The organism is Shewanella sp. NIFS-20-20 (assembly GCF_019209865.1).
GTDB lineage: Bacteria > Pseudomonadota > Gammaproteobacteria > Enterobacterales > Shewanellaceae > Shewanella.
In genome coordinates this window covers 20,092-42,123 of record NZ_JAHUTT010000033.1, presented here as the reverse complement: position 1 = coordinate 42,123, position 22,032 = coordinate 20,092, and the positions used below count along the sequence as shown (strand labels likewise).

At 46.9% G+C, this 22,032-nt stretch carries 23 protein-coding genes; 13 read left to right on the top strand and 10 right to left on the bottom strand.

Translation table 11 applies throughout. The features are described 5' to 3' along the window. Positions 1-116: 116 nt before the first annotated feature. Both KU855_RS11625 and KU855_RS11620 read right to left on the bottom strand, forming a co-directional pair. The gene (locus KU855_RS11625) at positions 117-2,030 is read right to left on the bottom strand and encodes a bifunctional diguanylate cyclase/phosphodiesterase (RefSeq protein WP_218530455.1); all 1,914 of its coding nucleotides are present in this window, start codon (positions 2,028-2,030) and stop codon (positions 117-119) included. Next, positions 2,020-2,964: a transporter substrate-binding domain-containing protein gene (locus KU855_RS11620; RefSeq protein ID WP_218530454.1), complete on the bottom strand. Its 945-nt coding sequence runs from the start codon at positions 2,962-2,964 to the stop codon at positions 2,020-2,022. The genes KU855_RS11625 and KU855_RS11620 overlap by 11 nt, the downstream gene beginning before the upstream one ends. Positions 2,965-3,415: 451 nt before the next feature. Here KU855_RS11620 and KU855_RS11615 point away from each other — a divergent pair, with 451 nt between their 5' ends. Both KU855_RS11615 and KU855_RS11610 read left to right on the top strand, forming a co-directional pair. Then, positions 3,416-3,802, top strand: coding sequence for a hypothetical protein (locus KU855_RS11615; RefSeq protein WP_218530453.1), 387 nt, complete (start codon positions 3,416-3,418; stop codon positions 3,800-3,802). Positions 3,803-4,033: 231 nt separating this feature from the next. After that, positions 4,034-5,311, top strand: coding sequence for an alpha/beta hydrolase (locus KU855_RS11610; protein WP_218530452.1), 1,278 nt, complete (start codon positions 4,034-4,036; stop codon positions 5,309-5,311). 29 nt (positions 5,312-5,340) lie between these two features. Here KU855_RS11610 and KU855_RS11605 read toward each other — a convergent pair whose 3' ends face one another. Next, positions 5,341-6,426, bottom strand: coding sequence for a GNAT family N-acetyltransferase/peptidase C39 family protein (locus KU855_RS11605; protein ID WP_218530451.1), 1,086 nt, complete (start codon positions 6,424-6,426; stop codon positions 5,341-5,343). Between the two features lie 74 nt (positions 6,427-6,500). On the opposite strand from KU855_RS11605, the gene KU855_RS11600 reads away from it, so the two are divergent. Continuing rightward, positions 6,501-7,952 (top strand): RimK family protein, encoded by a 1,452-nt coding sequence (locus KU855_RS11600; RefSeq protein WP_218530450.1) that lies wholly within the window; start codon positions 6,501-6,503, stop codon positions 7,950-7,952. Between the two features lie 66 nt (positions 7,953-8,018). Here KU855_RS11600 and KU855_RS11595 read toward each other — a convergent pair whose 3' ends face one another. Both KU855_RS11595 and KU855_RS11590 read right to left on the bottom strand, forming a co-directional pair. Beyond that, a complete protein-coding gene (locus KU855_RS11595; RefSeq protein WP_218530449.1) occupies positions 8,019-8,465 on the bottom strand; it encodes a TIGR02444 family protein in 447 nt (148 codons plus the stop codon). A 22-nt stretch (positions 8,466-8,487) separates the two neighbouring features. Further along, positions 8,488-10,389 (bottom strand): ABC transporter ATP-binding protein, encoded by a 1,902-nt coding sequence (locus KU855_RS11590; protein ID WP_218530448.1) that lies wholly within the window; start codon positions 10,387-10,389, stop codon positions 8,488-8,490. Between the two features lie 124 nt (positions 10,390-10,513). Between KU855_RS11590 and KU855_RS11585 the strand changes: the two genes are divergently transcribed. From KU855_RS11585 to KU855_RS11575, 3 genes are all read left to right on the top strand, one after another. Further along, the gene (locus KU855_RS11585) at positions 10,514-10,711 is read left to right on the top strand and encodes a YheV family putative zinc ribbon protein (RefSeq protein WP_218530447.1); all 198 of its coding nucleotides are present in this window, start codon (positions 10,514-10,516) and stop codon (positions 10,709-10,711) included. Between the two features lie 85 nt (positions 10,712-10,796). Beyond that, positions 10,797-11,396: a cysteine hydrolase family protein gene (locus tag KU855_RS11580; RefSeq protein ID WP_218530446.1), complete on the top strand. Its 600-nt coding sequence runs from the start codon at positions 10,797-10,799 to the stop codon at positions 11,394-11,396. A 17-nt stretch (positions 11,397-11,413) separates the two neighbouring features. Next, positions 11,414-11,599, top strand: coding sequence for a hypothetical protein (locus tag KU855_RS11575; RefSeq protein WP_218530445.1), 186 nt, complete (start codon positions 11,414-11,416; stop codon positions 11,597-11,599). Positions 11,600-11,698: 99 nt separating this feature from the next. On the opposite strand, the gene KU855_RS11570 is transcribed toward KU855_RS11575, so the two are convergent. Then, positions 11,699-13,285, bottom strand: a complete 1,587-nt coding sequence (locus KU855_RS11570; RefSeq protein WP_218530444.1) for a GMC family oxidoreductase — start codon at positions 13,283-13,285, stop codon at positions 11,699-11,701. Further along, entirely contained in the window at positions 13,286-13,804 is a 519-nt protein-coding gene (locus tag KU855_RS11565) for a TAT leader-containing periplasmic protein (RefSeq protein ID WP_218530443.1), read from the bottom strand. 478 nt (positions 13,805-14,282) lie between these two features. Between KU855_RS11565 and KU855_RS11560 the strand changes: the two genes are divergently transcribed. From KU855_RS11560 to KU855_RS11550, 3 genes are read left to right on the top strand one after another with little or no spacing between them, the layout of a single operon-like run. After that, entirely contained in the window at positions 14,283-15,230 is a 948-nt protein-coding gene (locus KU855_RS11560; protein WP_218530442.1) for a hydrolase, read from the top strand. Between the two features lie 13 nt (positions 15,231-15,243). Further along, entirely contained in the window at positions 15,244-15,498 is a 255-nt protein-coding gene (locus KU855_RS11555; protein ID WP_218530441.1) for a YheU family protein, read from the top strand. A gap of 60 nt (positions 15,499-15,558) precedes the next feature. After that, positions 15,559-16,446 carry a phosphoribulokinase gene (locus KU855_RS11550; RefSeq protein WP_218530440.1) on the top strand — a complete coding sequence of 296 codons (888 nt, stop codon included), beginning with the start codon at positions 15,559-15,561 and terminating at the stop codon, positions 16,444-16,446. 78 nt (positions 16,447-16,524) lie between these two features. On the opposite strand, the gene KU855_RS11545 is transcribed toward KU855_RS11550, so the two are convergent. Further along, positions 16,525-16,683 (bottom strand): hypothetical protein, encoded by a 159-nt coding sequence (locus tag KU855_RS11545; protein WP_218530439.1) that lies wholly within the window; start codon positions 16,681-16,683, stop codon positions 16,525-16,527. 126 nt (positions 16,684-16,809) lie between these two features. Continuing rightward, positions 16,810-17,589 carry a tetratricopeptide repeat protein gene (locus tag KU855_RS11540; protein ID WP_218530438.1) on the bottom strand — a complete coding sequence of 260 codons (780 nt, stop codon included), beginning with the start codon at positions 17,587-17,589 and terminating at the stop codon, positions 16,810-16,812. Between the two features lie 495 nt (positions 17,590-18,084). On the opposite strand from KU855_RS11540, the gene crp reads away from it, so the two are divergent. The 4 genes from crp to KU855_RS11520 all read left to right on the top strand — a co-directional run bounded on the left by crp (position 18,085) and on the right by KU855_RS11520 (position 21,158). After that, positions 18,085-18,720, top strand: a complete 636-nt coding sequence (crp, locus tag KU855_RS11535; RefSeq protein ID WP_140931035.1) for a cAMP-activated global transcriptional regulator CRP — start codon at positions 18,085-18,087, stop codon at positions 18,718-18,720. 89 nt (positions 18,721-18,809) lie between these two features. Beyond that, positions 18,810-19,157 (top strand): hypothetical protein, encoded by a 348-nt coding sequence (locus tag KU855_RS11530; protein WP_218530437.1) that lies wholly within the window; start codon positions 18,810-18,812, stop codon positions 19,155-19,157. Further along, the gene (locus tag KU855_RS11525; RefSeq protein ID WP_218530436.1) at positions 19,138-19,824 is read left to right on the top strand and encodes a response regulator transcription factor; all 687 of its coding nucleotides are present in this window, start codon (positions 19,138-19,140) and stop codon (positions 19,822-19,824) included. Before KU855_RS11530 ends, KU855_RS11525 begins: the two co-directional genes overlap by 20 nt. Then, complete coding sequence (locus KU855_RS11520) at positions 19,824-21,158, top strand: ATP-binding protein (protein WP_218530435.1); 1,335 nt, start codon at positions 19,824-19,826, stop codon at positions 21,156-21,158. Before KU855_RS11525 ends, KU855_RS11520 begins: the two co-directional genes overlap by 1 nt. Before the next feature lie 67 nt (positions 21,159-21,225). Here KU855_RS11520 and KU855_RS11515 read toward each other — a convergent pair whose 3' ends face one another. Next, complete coding sequence (locus KU855_RS11515) at positions 21,226-22,026, bottom strand: DUF1338 domain-containing protein (RefSeq protein WP_218530434.1); 801 nt, start codon at positions 22,024-22,026, stop codon at positions 21,226-21,228. Positions 22,027-22,032 lie beyond the last annotated feature (6 nt).

The window sequence follows — 22,032 nt, the reverse complement described above, 5'->3', positions numbered from 1 at the left end:
TGTTAGCTAACGTCAAGGCAATGAACAAAGTCATAAGACTAGGTATGCCTGTTAGTTACCGAGTTGAGTAATTAGAGTAAGTGTCATTAGATCAGTACGTTACGTGAACCATTTGATCAACAACGCCACCCTGAACTGGTGAGCACCCGAATAATTTTAGCCTGCAGCTGCTCGCAATACCTAAATTGCACGCTGGACATATTAACCGCGATTTTTAATGGACAAATCGTCTGCCATTGCGCAGCCTGATGACAGGCTTTATCGAGGACAAATTCGCCTAAACGGTGAATAAGACCATTTTTCTCCGCCAACGGAATAAACTCTTCTGGCGACACCGCCCCCAGCTCATCGTCATACCAACGTAACAAGGCTTCAGCGCCAATGATTTTGCCCGTGGTTAAATCGAGAATGGGTTGATAATGCACTTCAAAATCGTTGAGGTGCAGCGCTTGATGTAAACGAACATTGAGCGCCAGCTTACGTTGCACATCGTTATTCATGCTTTCATCAAAAAAACTAAAGCCATTACGACCGGCTTCTTTCACTCGATACAAGGCGGTATCGGCCTTTTTGAGCAAATGCGACACATCGCTTCCGTCTTGAGGGTAAATCGACATACCAATACTGGTGGAGACAAAGAACTCTTGAGCATCAATGACAAAGGGCTTTTCAAACAAAGATAAAATCGACATGGCCATGATCCTAGCCACTTCTTGGCTGGGTAACTCAGGCAGCATGACCACAAACTCATCCCCACCAAAGCGCGCCACGGTATCGCTGTTACGAACCACCCGTTTGAGCCTTTCGCTGGTTTGTTGCAATAACTCATCACCGGCATGATGACCGACGGTGTCATTAATTTGCTTAAAATTGTCCAAGTCTAAAAATATCACTAAGACTTGGTGACCATTACGTTCGGCGCGTTGAATCGCATCACTTAATTGCTGAGTGCTATAGCTACGGTTCGCTAAGCCGGTCAATTCATCATGTGTTGCTTGATACGCTAGCATTTTTTCTGACTCTTTGCGCTTAGCGACCTCATCACTCAAACGCGCATTTTTCTCGGATAATTTAATTTGTTGATCGGCGGAAACCTCAATTTCAGTTTGCAAAATAATATTGGCGTTATTAATTCGCATCAGCATGGTTAACCCATATAACACTGGTAGGGCTAATAACGAAATAGCCACAATAAACCACGCTGAAGTAAATACATCTTGCTCGTTTAATGGAGCAAACCAACTCACTAGCTTAAATGGCGTTCGGCTAACGACATCCTCGAAATAAATATGATCAGTTAATTGATTGTCTCTGACATTAGTATCTATTATTCCAAGGTGTTCTTGATGCTTTAATGAATCCCATACTAATAAGTTACCCTTAGGGGTCACTAGTTTCAGCAAGCTACCAAAGCCTGGATGTTCCTGCATAGATAATTGATGAACTAATACCTCATTATTTATCTTAGCAACTAATATGGCGACGGCTTTATCTTGATGGTAAATCGTATGGATCAGTTGGATTTCGGGTAAATTCTGATGAGAAGATACCACAATGCGGTGTGGCTTAGTCGCGGCACCCTTTAGGTTAACCTCATCTAAATCAAAGGCTTGCTCTGCCTTAGTGTCACTGATCATGGTGCCGCCAAGCCCAACAATGGTCAGTCGAGTAAAGGTGGGTAACGACTCCACTTTATTACTTTCAATAAATTGGCATAGAGATTTATTCAATTCATATAAACTGGAACCTAAACCATATTGAAGCGACATCCCTGCGGCCAAATTGGAGAAATAAGTATTAACAGACCTATTGTTGGCAAAATGAGATAAGCTCGCCATATTGGCATCAAAGAAAAAACTAAGATTATTAGCATAGTTATTTATTTTTAGTTGCAACATATTAGTCTGAGATGCCTGCAACTTGCTTTGACCTAAATTAGCCACTGTCAAGATCAGTAATAAATAGGCAGACAGAAGTAAGCCGGCACCTACAATAGCCGTGCGGCTATTAAGCCAATTTTTAATTTTCATTATGGGTAGATTCAGTGACAGATAAAAAATAATCTTGGTAATAATTAAACACGCTAGGATAATACTTTTTCACCAACTTCATATAAGTACCATCTTGGCGAATTTTTTCGAGATAACGATTAAATTCTTGACGTAAATGAGGCGAGGTTTTTCTAAAACCAACAGCCATACGTTGCTCTTCAGAAATAGGGCCTATCACCTTGATTTGGTTCGGCCATTTTTGCAGCGCAATCAGCGAGTCGGCTAAATCGAGTAGCGTCGACTCCGCTTCATCATTGAGCATCGCTGGCACCATTTCATTCAATTGCAGTTGCTTGGTCGGTAAAATGATGTTGGCGTTAGTTTGGTATAAGCCGTAAAGATCCGGATCGAGGCAGGATTGCTTCATGGCGAGGACCTGACGAGAATCCAGCATAAATTTTACCTGATTAATGTCATCCAGAATATTACCTGAGGGGGTGATAGGCATAAGATCTGAATCTATTTTTGCCACGAGCCAAACGGCCGATGGAAAATAATCATCAGAAAAATCAATTAACTGCTTTCGCCAATCGAAAATAGTAACCCCATGAGCCATCACATCGCCAGTGACATCAACCTTGTTGCCAAGTTGCACCTTGCTATCAATAAACAACGCCTGTTGTCCGGTCAATTGACCGAAGGCATTGTACCAATTAGCAGGTACGAATTCGTAACGCACGTCAATAGACTTGGCAAAACCTTGCATTAACTCGATATCAAATCCGCTATTAATTACCTGATTACCTTCGCTAAATTGCATCACAAAATTGGCATAAGGTATGCCTACGTGCCGTAATACCCCTTCCGCTTTGATCTCAGCCAGATCCCGAGCCATGCTAGGCGATATCACGCCGCTTAATAGTAAAAGTAATAGACAGTGTTGGGCTAACTGTTTAACGGTAATTAATCGCATCGACAATTGATTCTTGTGGTTAGATTGCAGGCAATATAGTAGGAATGAGTATACCTAGGGCGCTATTATTTACAATCTTATGACTTAAAGATTTGCATCCTGATATATTAAAATCTAAATTAGACAGCCAATAATTCACCATATAAATAACAGCATCACCACAACATTTAACACAAGCAACGCTACGCTAAAGTTTTATTTTGATTAGGCAAACGCCTTGGTTCATGTGCCGTTAGTTCACTATTCTCACTGTTATTAAATTTGAAATCTATTCGATTTCAGTCCATCGACTAGCCCCCCCGATTATCGCTTTCCAGATGATAACTGCCGAGTCCCTACACTAAGCAAATCATTGCCCCTTTTTATCTAACATACAAGTAGCAATAATTCCCTCCTATTTTGCTGGCAACGACTACACTGAGCTATCAGTCCTTCAGCAGTAGGTTGTCACATGAAATACGTGTTGTTTTTAGCTTTGTGCTTACCATTTATGACGATGGCAAAGGGAAACTCGAGCTTTAATAGTGAGATAAGCCATGTCGCTGGTGGGGCTGTTATGGCGGGAGCGGTCGTGGCCTTATCGGATCATTATTGGCCCCAGTACAACCGCGCTTGGGTCGGTTTTGGGGTCAGTGCGCTTATTGGCACTTTGGCTGAGTTAAATCAATATAGTCGTAATGAAAACTCCATCGAAGAAGCTTTACTGGATGCAACTAGCCATGCCTTAGGCTCTGCCATTGGTGCATACCTCACTGATCAATATATTTTATCGCCGGTGATCAAGCCCGACATCAAGCAGGGTACATTTGTGGGGGTGCAGGCTTCATTCCGATTTTAACGCGGCGCATATCCCCACACCAATAATGGCTCCCTATCAGTGCCGGGCACTGACTATTGATGCAGCTCCCAACGAGCTGGCCGCCAATGCAGACCAGCCAGTTAGTCCACTTAAGCACTGAGTCGCCACGAGCTTGACTTGAATCATCGCTAGCCATCACGGTAGAGTGGGATTAACTACGCGCTATACCAGCTATGTTTCCCGATAAAACCAATAACACTCGAGGACATTATGGATTGGAAAACGAAGATACCTTTGTTGCTATTGCTGTCAATCATCATGAGCTCATTGCTTGCCAGTGCCGCCGCCTCACAGAAACCCATCGCGCCCCCCTCTGACGCACTACCTCAGTCTCTTGGCAATTTATACTCGATTCAATCGACGATTTTTGATGAGCCGCGGCGCTATTACGTTTCCTTGCCTGAATCCTATTTTGGCCAACAGCAATCCTATCCCGTGCTGTATGTTATCGATGCAGATTTTCATTTTACCCATGCCGCAGCATTAGCTCGAAGCCAAGCTAGGATGGGAAAATTGCCGCCAATGATAGTGGTGGGCGTAGCCAATCAAGGCCCCAAGGATTTTCTCTATACCACCAGCTGGCCCTCACAACTAGAGGGTCCTGAGTTTGGCGGTGCCGATCTGCTTATTCGGCATTTACATCAAGAGTTAGTCCCTTATATCGATATGCACTATCGCACTCGTGGCGCTAATGCCTTAGCAGGCTATTCGATGGGGGGATTGTTCACCTTGCAAGCCATGATGGCAGATAACACGCCGTTCAGTGCCTTTTTAGCCATGAGTCCAAGTGCTTGGTATGACAATGCAGGCATCAATGCCAAAATCCTGTCTTGGGTGGCCAAGGCCCCTGCCCCATTACCGCCGCTATTTTTAAGTGTCGCCAACGAACAAGACATGGGGGTTGAGGCGCTATACCAAGCCTTGACTCAAGCCAAACCACAATGGCCACTGACGTTTCACCACTTCCCCGAAGAAGATCATTACAGTATGTCGCTGCCAGCCCTATTAGCTGGGCTGCAAATACTCGCCCCTAATCATGGCAGCGATGTCCCTGATCTCATTGCCCTTGGCGATTACTCACAGGTACTGGCGCACTTTTCACACCAGCAAACCCAGTGGGCCGGATTTAACATTGGCTGGTTACAAGCCTATCGCTTTGCCAAATATGTGTTTCATAGTCAGCAAACCGATAAGATTGACGCCATTGTTCAGCAGGTCAGCAGCCAAATGCCAGCCTCGCTCGCCGAGGTGTTAATTGGTCTCGCCACCGGTTATAACAAAACCCAGCAGCCAGCTCTCGCCATTCAATTGCTGACCAACACCCCCTGTTCTGAGTGCCGCCATCGAGCGCAGTGGCATCATCAATTAAGTTTGGCTTACGCAGCGAACAAGCAACCGCAGTTGGCCACACAGCACCAAACTAAGGCTATGGCCTTAGCGACCCAACAACAATTACCAGCTTGGTTAGTGTGGGAAATGAGAGAATAATCCGCCGCTGTCGATAACCGACCAAGGGCTCAAGCCCTGATAACCACACAGGACACATGCTTTTGTTTGCCAAATCCCATGATCTGGTTAATGGCAGACTTATTGATTGGCACATAACTCGAGCCGACACTGGCGTCGGCATGAGCGACCTCGGGATCATGAAAATAAAAAAAAAGCTCACTCATTCCCGACAAGATAATCCAGTGCGGCTCTTTATTGCCATTAAAACGATAAGTGCTTATCAATAACAACACGCAAGCCCCTTCAGCCAACCAGGCTTCGAGCATTGCCACACTCGGCACCGTGGCCTCAATAGGCACATTCGCCTCGAGCAGTTGTCGCTGGAAATTATCGTGCACTAAGGTAATCACCTCTTTTTTCTCTGGTGCCCGCACACTATCAATAAAGGGAATGCCATCGGCTCGGCTAAATAATTGCACCTGAAAACCGCGTTGATGAGCCGCCAAAGCTAAACCGCGACCACTGCAACCTCCATGCCCTGCCGCCATATAAATGGTGGTCGCTTCTCGCCACAACTGGATCTCTTCATTCCGGTTGGGTTGAAACGCTGGTCGCAAATAGGAAAATGCCATTAACAAACAGGCCGCCCCACAGGTGAATGGCGTGGTTTGAACATACAAAGGCAAGGTCAGTAATTGTTTGGGTTCTGGCGCTCCCAACCGCTTTTGCATCCGAATACCACTGGCCAAATCATCATAATAATGCACTAAGGTTTTGAGCGGCTTATAACCTAAGTTTTGATAAAGAGTTAACGCCGTTAAATTATCTTCCCTAACCTCGAGTCTTATCGTAATGTAACCGCGATCGATGGCTTCGTGCTCCACCTTGGCCAATAAGGCTTTGGCATAGCCTCGCCCTTGAAAATTAGGACTGATGGCAATGGAATAGATACGGCTTAATTGGGTACCTCGATGAAACAGCAATAATGCATAGCCTGCAAGTTGGTTATCGGCATAAGCGACCAATAACAAACTATGGCTGGCGCTGATAAATCGCTTCATTTGTCGTGCGCTAATTAGATCAGTAACAAACACTTGCTGCTCAAGTTGCAGCAAGGCGGGTAAGTCTTCAACAGTAGCAAAGCGAATATCCATATTAAATGCTCAAAGAGGGCGTTGGGATATTAAATCTGAAATGTGACAAAAGTACCACAGGAGGGTCAGTCACTATGGCAAATATTATTGTGGTTATTGACGATGACAGGCAATGGCAGGATTATTTTCACTCTGATCAAGTGATGACCGTTGAACAATACTTAGAATCGGGCGCGAGCTTACAACACAAGGCGACGTCGGTACTGAACCTGTGTCGCAGCTACCAATATATGAGTAATGGCTATTATTGTTCGTTACTGGCTGAAGCTCGCGGGCATAGGATCATGCCGCGAGTGATGACCATCAATGATTTGACCCAACCGATGCTGATGACCTTTCGTCAACAAGAACTCGACAAGCACTTTAGTGCTCACACTGAGATCATCGCTAAAATATTCTTTGGCAAAACCCAATTGCCTGGCTTTGAAAAAGTCGCCCGTCAGCTATTCGAAAAATTTATGGTGCCAGTCCTCGATGTCAGACTCACCAAAGTCGATGGTCGCTGGCAACTCAATCGCCTCAATAGTTTTTCCTTTCAAGATCTCAATGATGCTGAGCAAACCTTCTTTGCCGAATCTCTCGAACAATTTTCCAATAAGGTGTGGCGCAGCAAATCGCAGAGCCGTAAGTACCGTTACGATGTGGCAGTATTGGTCGATTCCGAAGAAAAATTCCCGCCCTCGGATCAACAGGCAATCAAGCGATTTATCAAAGCGGCCAATCGCTTGGGCATGAGCATGGAAATCATCGGCCCTCAAGATATCTCGCGCCTCGGTGAGTTTGATGGTTTATTTATCCGCGCCACCACCAATATCGGCAATTTTACTTATCGCTTTGCTAAGGCGGCCGAGAATTTAGGTCTCGTCGTCATGGACGACCCTGAGTCCATCATGAAATGCACCAATAAAGTGTTTTTGACTGAATTACTCAATCAACACAAGGTGCCCATGCCGCTCAGCGCTATCATTCGCGCTAAATCCCCAAGCTCCATCGCTCATGCGGAACAAACCATAGGGTTCCCTATGGTGCTAAAAATCCCCGACGGCGCATTTTCAGTGGGTGTCACTAAGGTAAAAACCTCAGAAGAACTCTACCAGCAATGCCAACGCATTGGTGAGCAAAGCGCGCTGATCTTGGCACAAGAGTTTCTCCCCACCGACTTTGATTGGCGTGTAGGTATTCTCAATCGGCAACCTATCTTTGTGTGTCGCTATTTTATGAGCCGCGGTCATTGGCAGATTTATCAGCACCACCAAAGCGGAAAAGTCTCATCCGGTAATTTTGATTGCGTCGATATTAAACAAGCGCCTAAGCCGGTGATAGACGCAGCACTTAAAGCGGCTAACTTAATTGGCTCTGGCCTTTATGGCGTTGATGTGAAGGAGCGTGATGGCAAAGCGTATGTGATTGAGGTTAACGATAACCCCAGCATAGACAACAAGGTGGAAGACTTATTTCTCGGGGATTTATTATATGACCGAGTGATCACTGAGTTCTTAAGACGCATTCAATTGCGCGGACTCTAGCCCCGCACAAGGCGCTAGTCGTGCTCACACCAGAGACATCGCCCCTTCAGTGAAGGGGCGATAATATTAGGCGGCAACCGTGATGTTAAGCTGACTAAACTGGCTCTGATTCAGGTTAAAAAGACTCAAATACAAGCCGAGGTTTCCGCCCACATTGAGCTCATTCATCTCGTTAATCTGTGACAAAATTCGCCGCTGAGATTGACGTTCTAAACGTAACTCCAATCCCAACATTTGTTGGTATTCATCTTCACTCAGGTGGGACTTGCCCAAGCGACGCAAGCGACGATAAGGCAATAATAGCTTCTCTTCCCATTGGCTTACCTGCTGATGCAATTGCTGCCATTGCTGCAAATTAAACCCCATCGCCCGCTCATCGAGGTAATAGGCCAACAGCAACAAGTTAACGCACACCCCGTGCTGATCTTGCAACTCAAGGCACAGCGGCTGCAATTTTTCATAGAGTGTGTCGCACCGTTGCCATAACGTTTGGTTAAACTTGGTCGAATGCATAGCTATCATCCTGTGATCTACTTCAGAGCACGCTGGCTTGCTCGAGCTCATCGATACTTTCTTGTAACTCTAACCATTCCATCTCACTTTCATCAAGGTCTTGGGTTAATTGATTACGCTCGTTAAGCACTTGCGTCAACCGCCCCTTATTGCCTTCTTCATATAAGCTGAGATCGGTCAGAAGTGCCTCTATTTCAGCCAAACGCTGTTGCATCTTAGTTTGTGACTGCTCAAGCTTGGCTTGCTGTTTCTTGTAAGGCGACAACTTTTGCCTTAGTTCAGCCTCTAAGCGCTTTTGTTGCTTTTTATCAACCAAAGCCTTATCGCCGACGACCTCGGTCTCGATTACCGGTTTATTGGCATCTAACAGCCACTGATGATAATCCTCTAAATCGCCATCAAACACGCCCACTTGGCCATTGTCGACTAAGTAATAATCACTGCAGGTTAATCGCAATAAATGACGGTCATGCGATACCACTACCATGGCGCCACTAAAATCTTGCAAAGCCATGGTTAAGGCATGGCGCATTTCTAAATCTAAGTGGTTGGTTGGCTCATCGAGTAACAATAAATTAGGTCGCTGCCACACCAATAAGGCCAATACTAAGCGCGCTTTTTCACCCCCAGAAAAAGGACGAACCGGGGCGAGAGCCATATCGCCAAAGAAGCCGAAACCACCGAGAAAATCCCGTAACTCTTGCTCTCGAGCTAATGGGGCTAAGCGAACTAAATGCTGCAAAGGCGAGTCGTCTAACGATAAAAACTCGATTTGATGCTGGGCAAAATATCCAATTTTAAGCCCTGGGTTAGGCTCATACAGGCCACTCATTGGCGGCAATTGTTCTGACAATAATTTAATCAGTGTCGACTTACCGGCACCATTGCGGCCAAGTAAGCCAATGCGCGAACCCGGGACTAAATTTAAATGCACCTTGCTTAAAATTGGGGTGTCGCCATAACCGATGCTGACCTGCTCCATCACCACTAACGGGTTTGGCAGCGCATCAGGCTCACGAAAGCTCATATAAAATGGGCTGTCAGCTTTGGATGGCAGCAGCTCAGCCATCCGCTCCAAGGCTTTTAAACGACTTTGCGCCTGCTTGGCTTTACTGGCTTTATACCGGAAGCGGTCAACAAACGACTGCATATGCGCACGCTCTTTTTGTTGACGCTCAAAGGCCACTTGTTGTTGCGCCATTCGCTCGGCCCGAATACGCTCAAACGCCGTGTAGTTACCCTTGTAGAAATTGAGTTTCTGGTGCTCAACATGAACAATTTCATCGACAATTTCATCAATAAAATCACGGTCATGGCTAATTAAGACTAAGGTACCTTGGTAGGCCTTAATCCAATTTTCCAACCAATACATGGTATCTAAGTCCAAGTGGTTGGTGGGTTCGTCCAGCAGCAATAAGTCCGAGCGGCATAATAAGGCTTGCGCCAAGTTCAAACGCATCCGCCAGCCACCGGAAAATGATTTCACCGGTTGCGCCTGTTCAGATTCTTTAAAGCCCAAGCCCGCCAACAAACTGCCAGCACGAGCACGAATGCTATAACCACCAATGGCATCAATCTTGCCATGAAGTTCGGCGATCCGTGTGCCCTGGTTGGCCGCTTCTGCAGCGGCTAATTGCGCCTCTAATTCGCGAAATTCTCCATCACCATCGAGCACGTATTCAAGGGCGGGGATATCTAAGGCGGGGGTTTCTTGGGCCACTTGCGCCATCGCCCACTGTTGCGGCACCCGCACCTCGCCTTTATCTAGGCTAATTTTGCCACTCAGCAATGCCAACAATGAGGTTTTGCCAGTGCCATTAGCGCCGACTAATCCAATTTTATGGCCAGGATAGATGGTGAGGTTAGCCTCATCGAGCAACACTTTACTGCCTCGAATAAGTTGTGCTTGAGATACTGTGATCATGTAACTGGGTCAACCGCTTTGACGACTTAAGTGGAGGCAGAGTTTACCGCAAGTGAGTTAAATTGACTATGTTGGCTTGTGCTCGCACAATGGCTCCAGCAAATAAGCTAATTAGGGATAATACATGACAAAAATAAAAAAACGCTTTGTTGCTGGAGCCCGGTGCCCAAAGTGTCAAGCGCAAGATAGCATTTTGTTATACAAGCAAAATGGCATCGAAACCGTCGAATGCACCGAATGTGATTATCAAGAGCAACAAACCGACCCTCAAGTTACCCAGCAAGCCAATGGCAACATGATTGGCGTATTTAAGCCCGATTAACGCCAAATTAACTTAGACCGAGCCACCATACCTATTGGCGGGATCTCGACTAAGCTTTATGCATCCTTTTTGTTGGAGCAGGCCAATGTCGAACTCTCGCCATCCTGGGCTAGTTGTTATCGATTTAATCAATGAAATGGTCGATCCTAATGGCAAAATGTCAGCGGCGTTTTGCCAATTCGAACAACAACACCAAACCCTCAATAAAGTGGCTAATTTACTGCATTTTGCCCGTGAACATCAGTGGACCATCATTCATGTTCGCGTTGGCTTTAGTGATGATTATCATGAAGTCAGTGGCCACTCGCCGCTGTTTGCCAATGCAGCCACTCATGGTGCCTTAAAGCTCTCAAGCTGGGGCTGCGAGTTTCATCCCAAAGTCGCGCCAGTGCTTGGCGAATCCATAATTTGCAAACACAGAGTCAGCGCTTTTTATCAAACCAATTTAGAGTTATTACTGCGAGTCGCAGGCGTCAGTGACCTCTATTTAGCGGGTGTGTCGACCCAAATGACCATTCAAACTACGAGTCGAGAAGCCCATGATCGCGATTTTAAAGTGCATGTGGTCAGCGATGGCTGCATCTCGGCAAATGATCAGGAACAGCAACAAAACTTGCCGTCACTCGGTCGTATAGCTAAGTTGATTCAAGTCGACGCGATCATCAGCCAACAAAGAGACCATTAACCGTCAGGAAACTTACTGTGGCCAGAATAACCCCCTATCGCCAAGGACGGAGAATACACAACACGATATTAATCGGTAATACCTATATTCAAGATCAGCGATACCTTGAAGATCGCCGCTTTGCGCCAGTGCGCTTACGGGCGTTTTACGAGCGCCGCCAGCAAGCCAATCGACGCCTGCCAACCATCGATATTTGGCTTTAGCCCCCAGCGATTATCATCGGCAGCCTCGCCTCTATGGGGTAACGGGCTTTAACACAGCGCGTAACTGATGCTAAATCCCGTTAGCCAAGGCGGCAATGATTACGCAGGGACTAACTCATCGGCTAAATGGTTAGCATTTCTGGCGGTAATACCATAAATGCTCAATTGCGGGTTAGCCCCAAGACTGGTGGGAAAGACCGAGCCATCCATCACAGATAAGTTTTCGAAATAATGACTGCGACCATAGGAGTTAACCATGGCCATGCGGGGATCTTCGCCGAAAGCACAACCCCCCATCACGTGAGCTGAGGCCACCACAGTGCGCAGCGGCGCCAGCGGCATGTCATTGATGCTTTGCTTAGCCTGCGACCAAGACGTTAAATAATCCATGCCATCATTGATAGGTAATACCTGCTTTGCTCCCGCAGCAAACTGCAGCTCTGCCATGCTTAAAAAAGCTTGGCGCGCCGCCCGCCAAAATGCTGGGGTCAGTGGGTAATCCAAGGCGAATCCATCATCGGTTAACTGTAACTCGCCCCCCGAGCTTTGCGCGTTAAACCCGTCGCGCACTAAGGCTATCGTGACCTGTAATTGGTTAAACTTTGACATTAATTGTGCATGACTGCGGCCATAGCCGATGGTTTTTGATGAGATCAATACCGGGTGTACTGGCGGGACTTCAAGCTTGTAGCCAAGTTCACCAGCCGCACCATCACGCCAGACAAACTCATCCGAGTATATCGATTGGGGCGCGCCACTGTGGGCCTTAATATTTTCATCAAACACGGCGCCACTGAGCAAGGTCGGATGCAAGAATATTCGCTTGCCTAGCAGCTCATAAGGATCGGGTACCTTAGAGCGCATCAGCAGGTGCGGGGTGTGAATTGAGCCGGCGCTCAAAATAAAGTGGCGCCCAATCAGCTCCACCTCGACCCCCGTAGGGTTAAGCTGTTGGTTTAGCGCCTGCGCCTTAATGGCAGTGACCTTGTCGTTAGTAAACACCAACTCTACTGCTTTTACCCGACTCAATAGGCTCGCACCTAAATCCAGCGCGGCCGGGATAGTGGTCACTAACATCGACTGTTTCGCATTGACAGGGCAACCCATACCGCAATAGCCACTGTTCCAACAGCCAAGGACATTGCGTTTAATATGGGTGTATTGCCAACCTAATTGCTCGCACCCTCGCTGCAGCACGGCATTGTTGGGGTTGGGGGGCACCGGCCACTGACTAATATTCAGCCGCTGCTCCATTTGCTCGAACCAAGGCTGCAACGTCTCGGCGCTCAAATCAACCCCCTTATCCGCTTGCCAGTAGGCCAAGGTTTCATTCGGGGTACGAATGGACGTGGTCCAATTCACTGTGGTAGAGCCACCGACACTGCGCCCTTGAAAAATACCAATCGCTTTATCCTTGGTCTTCATCGCCGCGGCTTGCTGATAGAGATTGGGATACGCCAAGCGCTCTTCCATATCAAAATCTTGCGACGACTTTAACGGCCCGCCTTCCACCACTATCACTGACAAACCGCGTTTTGCTAAAATTTCAGCGGCGGTGCCGCCACCGGCACCAGAGCCAATGATAATGACATCGGCTTCAAGGCGGATATTATCGGTTAATTGGCTACCATCGGTATGCGACCAGCCCGCGGCTAACCCCGCCTGAATGGGATCGACTATGCTCATTTACGACTCCTTGAGCGGGTTAACAAACCACTGAGGTTTTTGATAGCCCAAAGCAGACCAATGCTCGGGCAAGGCATAATAACTACTGAAGATCACTTCCTTGAGCCCTAAGTAGGCCAGCATCTGAATATCCATAGTACCTTGGCGCCAAGACTCAAACACATCCAGCAGTTCGCTAGGAGTGCGCATCATGAGAGGGGTAATTGAGCCCGTCAACAATAACAAACTTAAGCGATTATTGAGCGCCCACAGCAGCTGGTCTAATTCAGCCTGTTGCGACGCTGGCAGCACGGCAATCGTGCCATGTATGGCGGCCAGTGTACGATTAATGGCTTGATCACGCGGTTCTGGCATCTTAGGTAAGGCCCCCTCGAGCACCATGGGCATAAAGGTTTGCCATACCACATCGTATTGCCGACCATCGTTAGGCATATCCGGAGACGCCAAATAACTACTGACGCCAATGCCGGTGGCAACCGTGGCGAGCGCGACTCCGGTAATAAAAGTTCGACGTTGCATCCTAGCTCCTTTCATGCAAACTTCACGCGGGTACTTAAGTCGGCCGAGGTCGCGATGACTCTCCTCTGTGCGAATTATCAGGTTGTGATAATGAAGCACATCCCTAAACGCCCCAGAATGTTAACCCACAATTAAACATATGTTTTAATTTTAAACAAGTGGCTCAACACTTATTCACAACCAAGCCATCTTGGCATCGACCACTGATCCGTTCACCAAGGCTCAGCCCGCTTTAGACAAGCCAAAAAAATGAAGGCATAGTAGTGCAGCATTCAGTGGGATAAAGCCTAATCATTGGGATTAACACGGCCGAGGGTCCTACCGAGATTAACGACGAGTCTCAATATGACGCAAGCAGCTCTCTTCGCCACAACCAGGCCGGCCTTGCACTGAACCGCCCCCGGCCGGTAATGTTGCGATAGCTAAGCGAATTGCGATAACTAAGCTAATTGGAATAACTAAGCTAATTGGAATAACAATGAGCATGAATTTTACGCCCCCGTGGTGGGCCAAGAGTCCCCATATTCAAACCATGTTGCCTCTGCTCGCCGCCCCTGCCAGCCTGAGCCTCATGCGACAACGCCTTGAGTTAGCCGATGGTGACTTTATTGATCTTGATTGGCTCAACTATGATCGCCGTCATCAAGGTGTCTTGCTGTTATTGCATGGGCTTGAGGGCAATAGCCAATCACACTATATCAAGCGCGTGCTGCATCAATGCCAACGACTCGGACGGTGCGCAGTGGTTCATCACCATCGTAGCTGTTCTGGCGAGCCCAATCGCTTAGCTAGGAGTTACCACAGTGGTGACACCTATGACTTACGCCACACACTGGCACATATTCGCCAACAAAGCCGCTCGACCAATCTTTATGCCTGCGGCTATTCTCTTGGCGGCAATATGCTCGCTAAATACTTAGGTGAAGCAGGCCGTGATAGCCAAATTACGCGGGCGGTGGTGGTGTCAGCCCCCTTACACTTAGCCGCCTGCGCCCAGCGACTGCAGCGCGGATTTTCTCGGGTCTATCAAGCGCACTTGCTCAAGCGCTTGCGTCATAAAACGCAACAAAAAATTAGCCAACATGCCTTAGCGATGACTATCAAACAAGTGCAAACGCTGACTAATTTTTATCAGTTTGACCATCAAGTCACAGCGCCTTTGCATGGATTTGCCAGTGCTGATGATTATTATCAGCGCGCCAGTGGCATCGGTTTTTTAGACACCATCACCACCCCCACCTTAATTGTGCACGCCCAAGACGATCCCTTTATGACTGCGGCGGTGATCCCAACTAACACCCAGCTGTCGAAACACGTACAATATGAACTGCATCCTCACGGTGGCCATGTTGGATTTATTAATGGCGGCACGCCATGGAAGCCCACCTTTTATTTAGAAAAACGTATCCTTTCTTTTCTACCATAAGCCAAGGTTAATCATGCTCATTCCCTATGAATCATTGCAACAACTGCCCACGGACACCCTCAATAACCTGATTAAAGAATATCTGTTTGCCCATATTGAAGACGGGGGGTTTAGTGAGCTCAACGAACACGCGCTGACCCAAGCCATCAGTCGCTGCCATCTCGCCCTGCAGCGCCAAGAGCTGGTGGTCGAATACAGTGAAGCTGAAGAAAGCATTGCGATTCGTTCAGCCGAAAATTGTGTCAGTACCGACCGCAGCCAAGTTTGACCGACCAATGAATGACGGGTATAACATTTATTAATCAGAAAGATAACATTAGGCTCGTTCATGTCTGCTAAACACCCCATTATCGCTGTCACCGGTTCATCCGGTGCGGGCACCACGACCACGACTACGGCCTTTAATCATATATTTAGGCAATTAGGGATCAATGCGGCATGTTTAGAAGGGGATAGTTTTCATCACTACACCCGGGCAGAAATGGAAGTGTTAATCCGCAAGGCACAAAAAGACAATCACAACATCAGTTACTTTGGTCATGAAGCCAACGACTTTGCCAAATTAGAGCAATGCTTTAAGCAATATGGCCTCACCGGCCAAGGCGAAACTCGTCGCTATTTGCACACTTTTGATGAAGCCGTGCCTTATAACCAAATGCCCGGTACGTTCACTCAATGGCAACCGCTTGAAGCCAACACTGACATGTTATATTACGAAGGCTTGCATGGCGGGGTCGTCACCGATGACATTAATATTGCGCAACACGTGGATTTATTGATCGGCATGGTGCCCATTATTAACCTTGAGTGGATCCAAAAAATCGTACGAGACACCTCAGAGCGTGGCCATAGTCATGAAAAAGTCATGAACTCCATCGTCCGCAGCATGGACGATTATATCAATCACATTACCCCCCAATTCTCACGCACTCATATCAATTTTCAGCGAGTCCCTACGGTCGATACTTCCAACCCCTTTAGTGCTAAAGAAATTCCCAGCCTCGATGAAAGCTTTGTGGTGATCCGTTTTCACGGCATTGGCACGGTCGACTTTCCAAAGTACCTGAGCATGATCCAAGGCGCATTTATGTCGCGGGTCGATACCATGGTGGTCCCGGGCGGTAAGATGTCATTAGCGATGGAATTAATTTTAATGCCACTCATTCGTGACCTATACGAAACCCGCAAACAATTACTCAATCCCGTGGCCGAATAACGTCCATGGCCAGCGCCGAGCTTAAGCAGTGCGGCGCAGCGAAATGACAGATGCAACTTAAGATTTGTTTCAGAGAGCTCAGCTAGTATCGAGTGATTGCTGATGTAAGTCAGTAATAGCCGTCTGGATCTTAAGGGTGGATTCCCCCATCTTGATCTGTTTGCCCTTAAGCTTCAGACGCGCGCCCTCAATTTGGTTTGCTAACGCAGCCACATCAATCATGACAAGCCTTCGCAAAAAATAGCTCCAGACTCACCCCCAAGACACATCAAGCGCAACCCATAAAAAAATAAGCCCAACAAAGCCCCGCGCTAGTAGGCTGTTGAGCTGATAAGATCGGGCCAAGCCAATCGGCGGCAAGGGTTATTTAAGAGGTAACGCTTCGCGATGAGCCTGACGATTGAGATACGAAATTAAGCGGAGTCGAAATTCAGGGGCATGGGTTTGCATCTGCGGATTTTGCTCGAGGGCATCAATGGCCTGTTGCTGAATTTTCACCGCGGCACCAAAATCGCCCATTTCGGCATAAGCCGCCGCCAGATTATCTAAGATTGACGGGTCCCCTTGATTAGATTTAAGTAATTCTAATCCCAAGGCTAACGCCCGCGCGCCATCTCGATGCTCAGCTTCAGGGCAAGTCGATAATATCCACACCACATTGCCCAGCGACACCGCATCTCCCACCTGACTAAATTCATCAACGGCGCGGCGACAATCGCGAGTAACGCCTTCACCGCCGGCGGCATAGATTAAACCAATACGAAAACGCGCCAGAGGATTGCCTTGCTCCACCAATTGCTGATATGCGTTGAGTGCTTGCACCAGATCTCGTGGCACTAAACTGCCTTCATAATATAAATCAGCCAACGCTTGCAAGGCTTTAGGGTGGTTTTGGGCTGCCGCCCGTTGTAACCACTCGATGCCTTGCTGTTTATCGATGTGGACAAAACGTCCCGAAATGGACATTAATCCTAATAAGAATTGCGCTTCGGCATCGCCATTTTTAGCATTGAGCTGAATAAATGCCACCTTAGTCGCCGCGTTCTCAGCTTGAGGTTGGGGGATAGAAAAGGCAGATACGGATGCCGCCACCGTCAGGGAGCCAACGAAAAACACAGAGATAAACCAAGGCTTTATCTGCAAACTAACCTCCAAGAATAAATGCTAACACCGTCACCTTTTGATTCTGCCAGTTATTGGCTTGAATGTCACATTGGCGACGGCAACTAAGACAAAATGACCCTAACGCTAGTAATTTCGACCATTCAAACCAAATAAAAGTTCATAAACAAGGGTGCCTTTAAGCTTTATTGTGACTTTTACACTAAAATAGGACGATAATCTTAGTGCATTCATCGGTCAGCCCGATTAAATGGAGTAAAATATGCTTCATTTTATAGCAAGATGTGACTTGGTTTGCAGAGTTCATCTATTTCGGGAAGCTTTACTCTGCCGACAGTTGACATGTATTACTAAAGTAGCAGAATAGCGCCTAGATAATATGGTCTTCGGATCTGCGCATCGCTTTTCCTTTTGCTTTAACCTGTTATTTAAGCAAAATGTTGAGCACTTGCGTTGACGGTAAAGACTTATTTAGCATATTCTTATTTTCGTTTTAATCAATCGAGGAACATAGGCATGGCGCTGATTGGTAAGCCAAAACCAGATCCAACCTTGGAGTGGTTTTTATCACACTGTCACATCCACAAGTACCCAGCCAAAAGCACTCTGATCCATGCAGGTGAAGACTCAGACACTTTATATTACATAGTTAAAGGTTCTGTCGCTGTATTGATTAAAGATGAAGAAGGAAAAGAAATGATCCTGTCTTATCTGAATCAGGGTGATTTCATCGGTGAGTTAGGCCTGTTTGAAGAACAAGCCGAACGTACTGCCTGGGTTCGCGCCAAACAAGCGTGCGAAATTGCTGAAATTTCTTACAAGAAATTCAAGCAATTGATCCAAGTAAACCCTGAAATTCTGATGAAACTTGCATCGCAAATGGCCTATCGCCTGCAAAGCACCAGCCAAAAAGTCGGCAACTTAGCCTTCTTAGATGTGGCCGGTCGTATTGCTCAAACATTACTGCATTTGGCTAAGCAGCCAGACGCTATGACCCATCCTGATGGCATGCAAATCAAGATCACTCGTCAAGAAATCGGCCAAATCGTTGGTTGTTCTCGTGAGACCGTTGGGCGTATCTTGAAAATGCTAGAAGAGCAGAGCTTAATTCAAGCGCACGGTAAAACCATTGTTGTTTATGGTACTCGCTAATCCCTAAGCGAATGTTCAGCTTAGTTTAAGCCATAAAAGCTAGAGTGGTTCAGAAGTAATTCTGAACCATTTTTTTTATAGGAGCGTCAATGATTAGGCTGGTTAGTCGCTTTGTTCTCAGCCTCAGCGTATTGATGTTTAGCGCTCAAGCCTCTAGTCAAGACACTGAATTGCATCATTACCAAGCCAAGCAATTGGTCGCTAATGGTCATATCCTCTCCCTCAATGAAACCTTATCCATTGTTAGCCAATATTGCTCAGGCAAATTAATCGACGCTCACCTCTATCAAGAACAAGATAAATGGCGTTATGATTTACAGCTCAAGCTCAATGCTGGCCAGTTAATCGATCTCAGTATCGATGCCAAAACCGGTCACCCGAACAGTCGTTCCCCCTTACCTAGTGAATGCCGCAATCATGAAACTGTTACTCGTTGAAGACAACCAGCTTTTAGTGAAAGAACTGCAAAAACAGCTAAAGCAGGCAGGCTATGTTACCGACACCACGGATAAAGCCGCAGAAGCTGATTATTTAATTAAAGAAACGCTATATGACTGTGTCATTTTAGATATTGGCCTGCCCGATGGAAACGGCCTTGAGTTACTGACCAAATGGCGTCATCAAGGCGTGAATACTCCGGTGATCATGCTGACAGCCCGCAGCCAATGGCATGAAAAAGTCGAAGGATTTAATGCCGGCGCAGATGATTATTTAGCTAAACCATTCCATGCCCAAGAACTGCTAGCTCGCATTTCAGCGTTAATTCAACGCGCTAGTGGTCGCATGAATAGCCCAGAGAAAAAACTGACCGTCTCAGGGGTGACCTTAGACGAAGACGAGCAAACTGTTACCGTCAATGACACCTTATTTGAACTGACCGCCATGGAATTTAGGTTGCTAAAAATCTTTTTACTGTCGCCGAAAAAGTTACTCTCTAAAAGTCAACTGACGGATAAACTGTATCAATTTGACGATGAAAAAGAGAGTAATGTGGTCGAAGTGTATGTCACCCATTTGCGCAAAAAACTGGGCAAAACGGCCATTGAAACCCGTCGCGGCCAAGGCTATATTTTCCACGGTACTGATAACGGTGATAACCGCTAATGATGTCCATCCGCAGCAAACTCAGCCTGTGGCTGACTGCGTTGGTGATCTTAGGCACTGTGATTGGCATGATTTTATTCGAGTCGATGCTCAGGCAAGCTTTCCACGATTCGATTATTAACCGCCTCGAAGAAGATCTTGAGCATGTGATCATGGCCACCGAAATCAACGGTGGCCAGATTCGTATTAATGAGTCCAAACTGTCGAGCTTTTATCAACCGGTGTTTTCTGGACGCTATTTCCAATTAAACCTCAGTGATGACGAAATCCGTTCGCGCTCGCTATGGGATCAACAACTCGATATCGAGCCACTGGCTAAAGATGAAGTCAGGGTGTGGCAGGCCAAGGGGCCCAAAAACCATGATATTCAGTTATTATCGGTTGGACTCAGCTCAAATAAAGCCAATACCACAGGTACGCTAACCGTAGCGCAAGATCTCAGTATCGGCCGCCAAGTGTTCAGTGAGGTCTATGGCACTAAGCTGTTAGTCAACCTTGCCATGCTACTGGCGATGATATGTGGTATTTTTTTGGTTTTACGCCAATCATTCAGCCCAATCAATAAAATCAAACAAGCCTTAACTCGCTTGCGCAATGGTGATAGCCAAACCCTTGAACTCGAAGGGATACCACCCGAGCTATTGCCTTTAGCAACCACCTACAACGAACTACTCGAATATACCAGCAATCAAATTGAGCGCAGTCGCCATAACCTTGGCAACCTCAGTCATGGTTTAAAGACCCCGTTAGCCGTGATGCAGCAGCAAGTGGAAGTGTTAGGACTTAAGGATCCTGAAACGGCCGAAGCCCTCGGGCAGCAGCTCGAACAAATTCGCCATATGATTGAACGCAAGCTCGCAGCCGCGCGGATCACCGGTAATATGCTCCCGGCAGCGCAAATGAATATACCCAAAGACATCGATAGCCTAGTGAGTACCTTAGCGAAGGTCTACCACTATAAAAAGATTGATTGTCAATGCCTGTTTAACGCCGAACTAAGTCGCCTGCCGATTCATCGGGAAGACGGCATGGAGCTCATCGGTAACTTGCTGGATAACGCCTTTAAATGGGCCAACAGCCAAGTGATTCTGACAGTGAGCTTAGATAACGAACAAGTACGCATTAGCATTAATGACGATGGTCAAGGTGTAGACCAAGATCAACTCGCACTGTTAACTCAGCGGGGGAAACGTCTCGATGAGAGCGTCATGGGACATGGTTTAGGCTTATCCATAGTCAAAGAAATTTGCGAGCAATATGACATCACTCTGGAATTCACCCACGGTCAAACACTGGCTGGGCTACAAATCAATTTATGGATGAATTTATCCTAAACATGCCGCGCGAGTTAGCATTAAGGCAACGATTGTCGCCTTGATGCTTGACTCACCGAGGTGACCGTTAAGCTTTGGCGTTAGTCGATTCAAAAATCTTATCGGCCGAGGCTTCAACAAAGCCAGTATAGAGCTCTCCATTGGCCTTGGGATAGCGCAGCGCAAACTCATAAAAGCAGCTTGGGATAGCTAAGCGCTTGTCGCTAAATGGAACGTCAATAACATCAGCCATGGTCGATGATTGTTCCAACATCACCTCTGGGCTGCCTTTAATTTCGCCCCCCGCACTGTTGAGAATAAATCCAGCCTGCTTTAAGGTGTCATTGACCGCAGCGATGCTATCGACGCCTGCCAAATGATTAATCGACACCGTAAAATGATTGGCGCGATAACCAAATGCCGCGACCCAAGCGGCGTATTCACTTTCTGCCAATAGCGCTTGATAAGTCGTACTGTCGAGCTGCCAGTGGCGCCCAGAATACAAAAAATTATCAGCGAAAGTCGCCGATGGCCCCATTTGCCCTAACAAATCATCAACCAAGGTCAATAACTGCGGACTAAATTGTTCCACCAGCAATTCTGAAATAAACACCTTAGGCAATTGGCTATTGGGGTGTTCAAAGTGTTTGGCTTTAAGCTTTTTCTGGGTAAAGACATAATCACCACACGCCACATAGCCAAGGGCTTCGAAATGTTGCGCCAGCACCGCCAATTCAACCCCACCACGATTAAAGGTCCGCAGCGCAATATGGTCATTGATAATGGGCTGTCCGTGGCCCAATAACTGATGAACCTTGGCGGCTGAAGGCGTCATCTTGATATAGTCTTGCCATAAGTAGCTAAACAGCTCATTGACATCTGAGTGCATGGATTG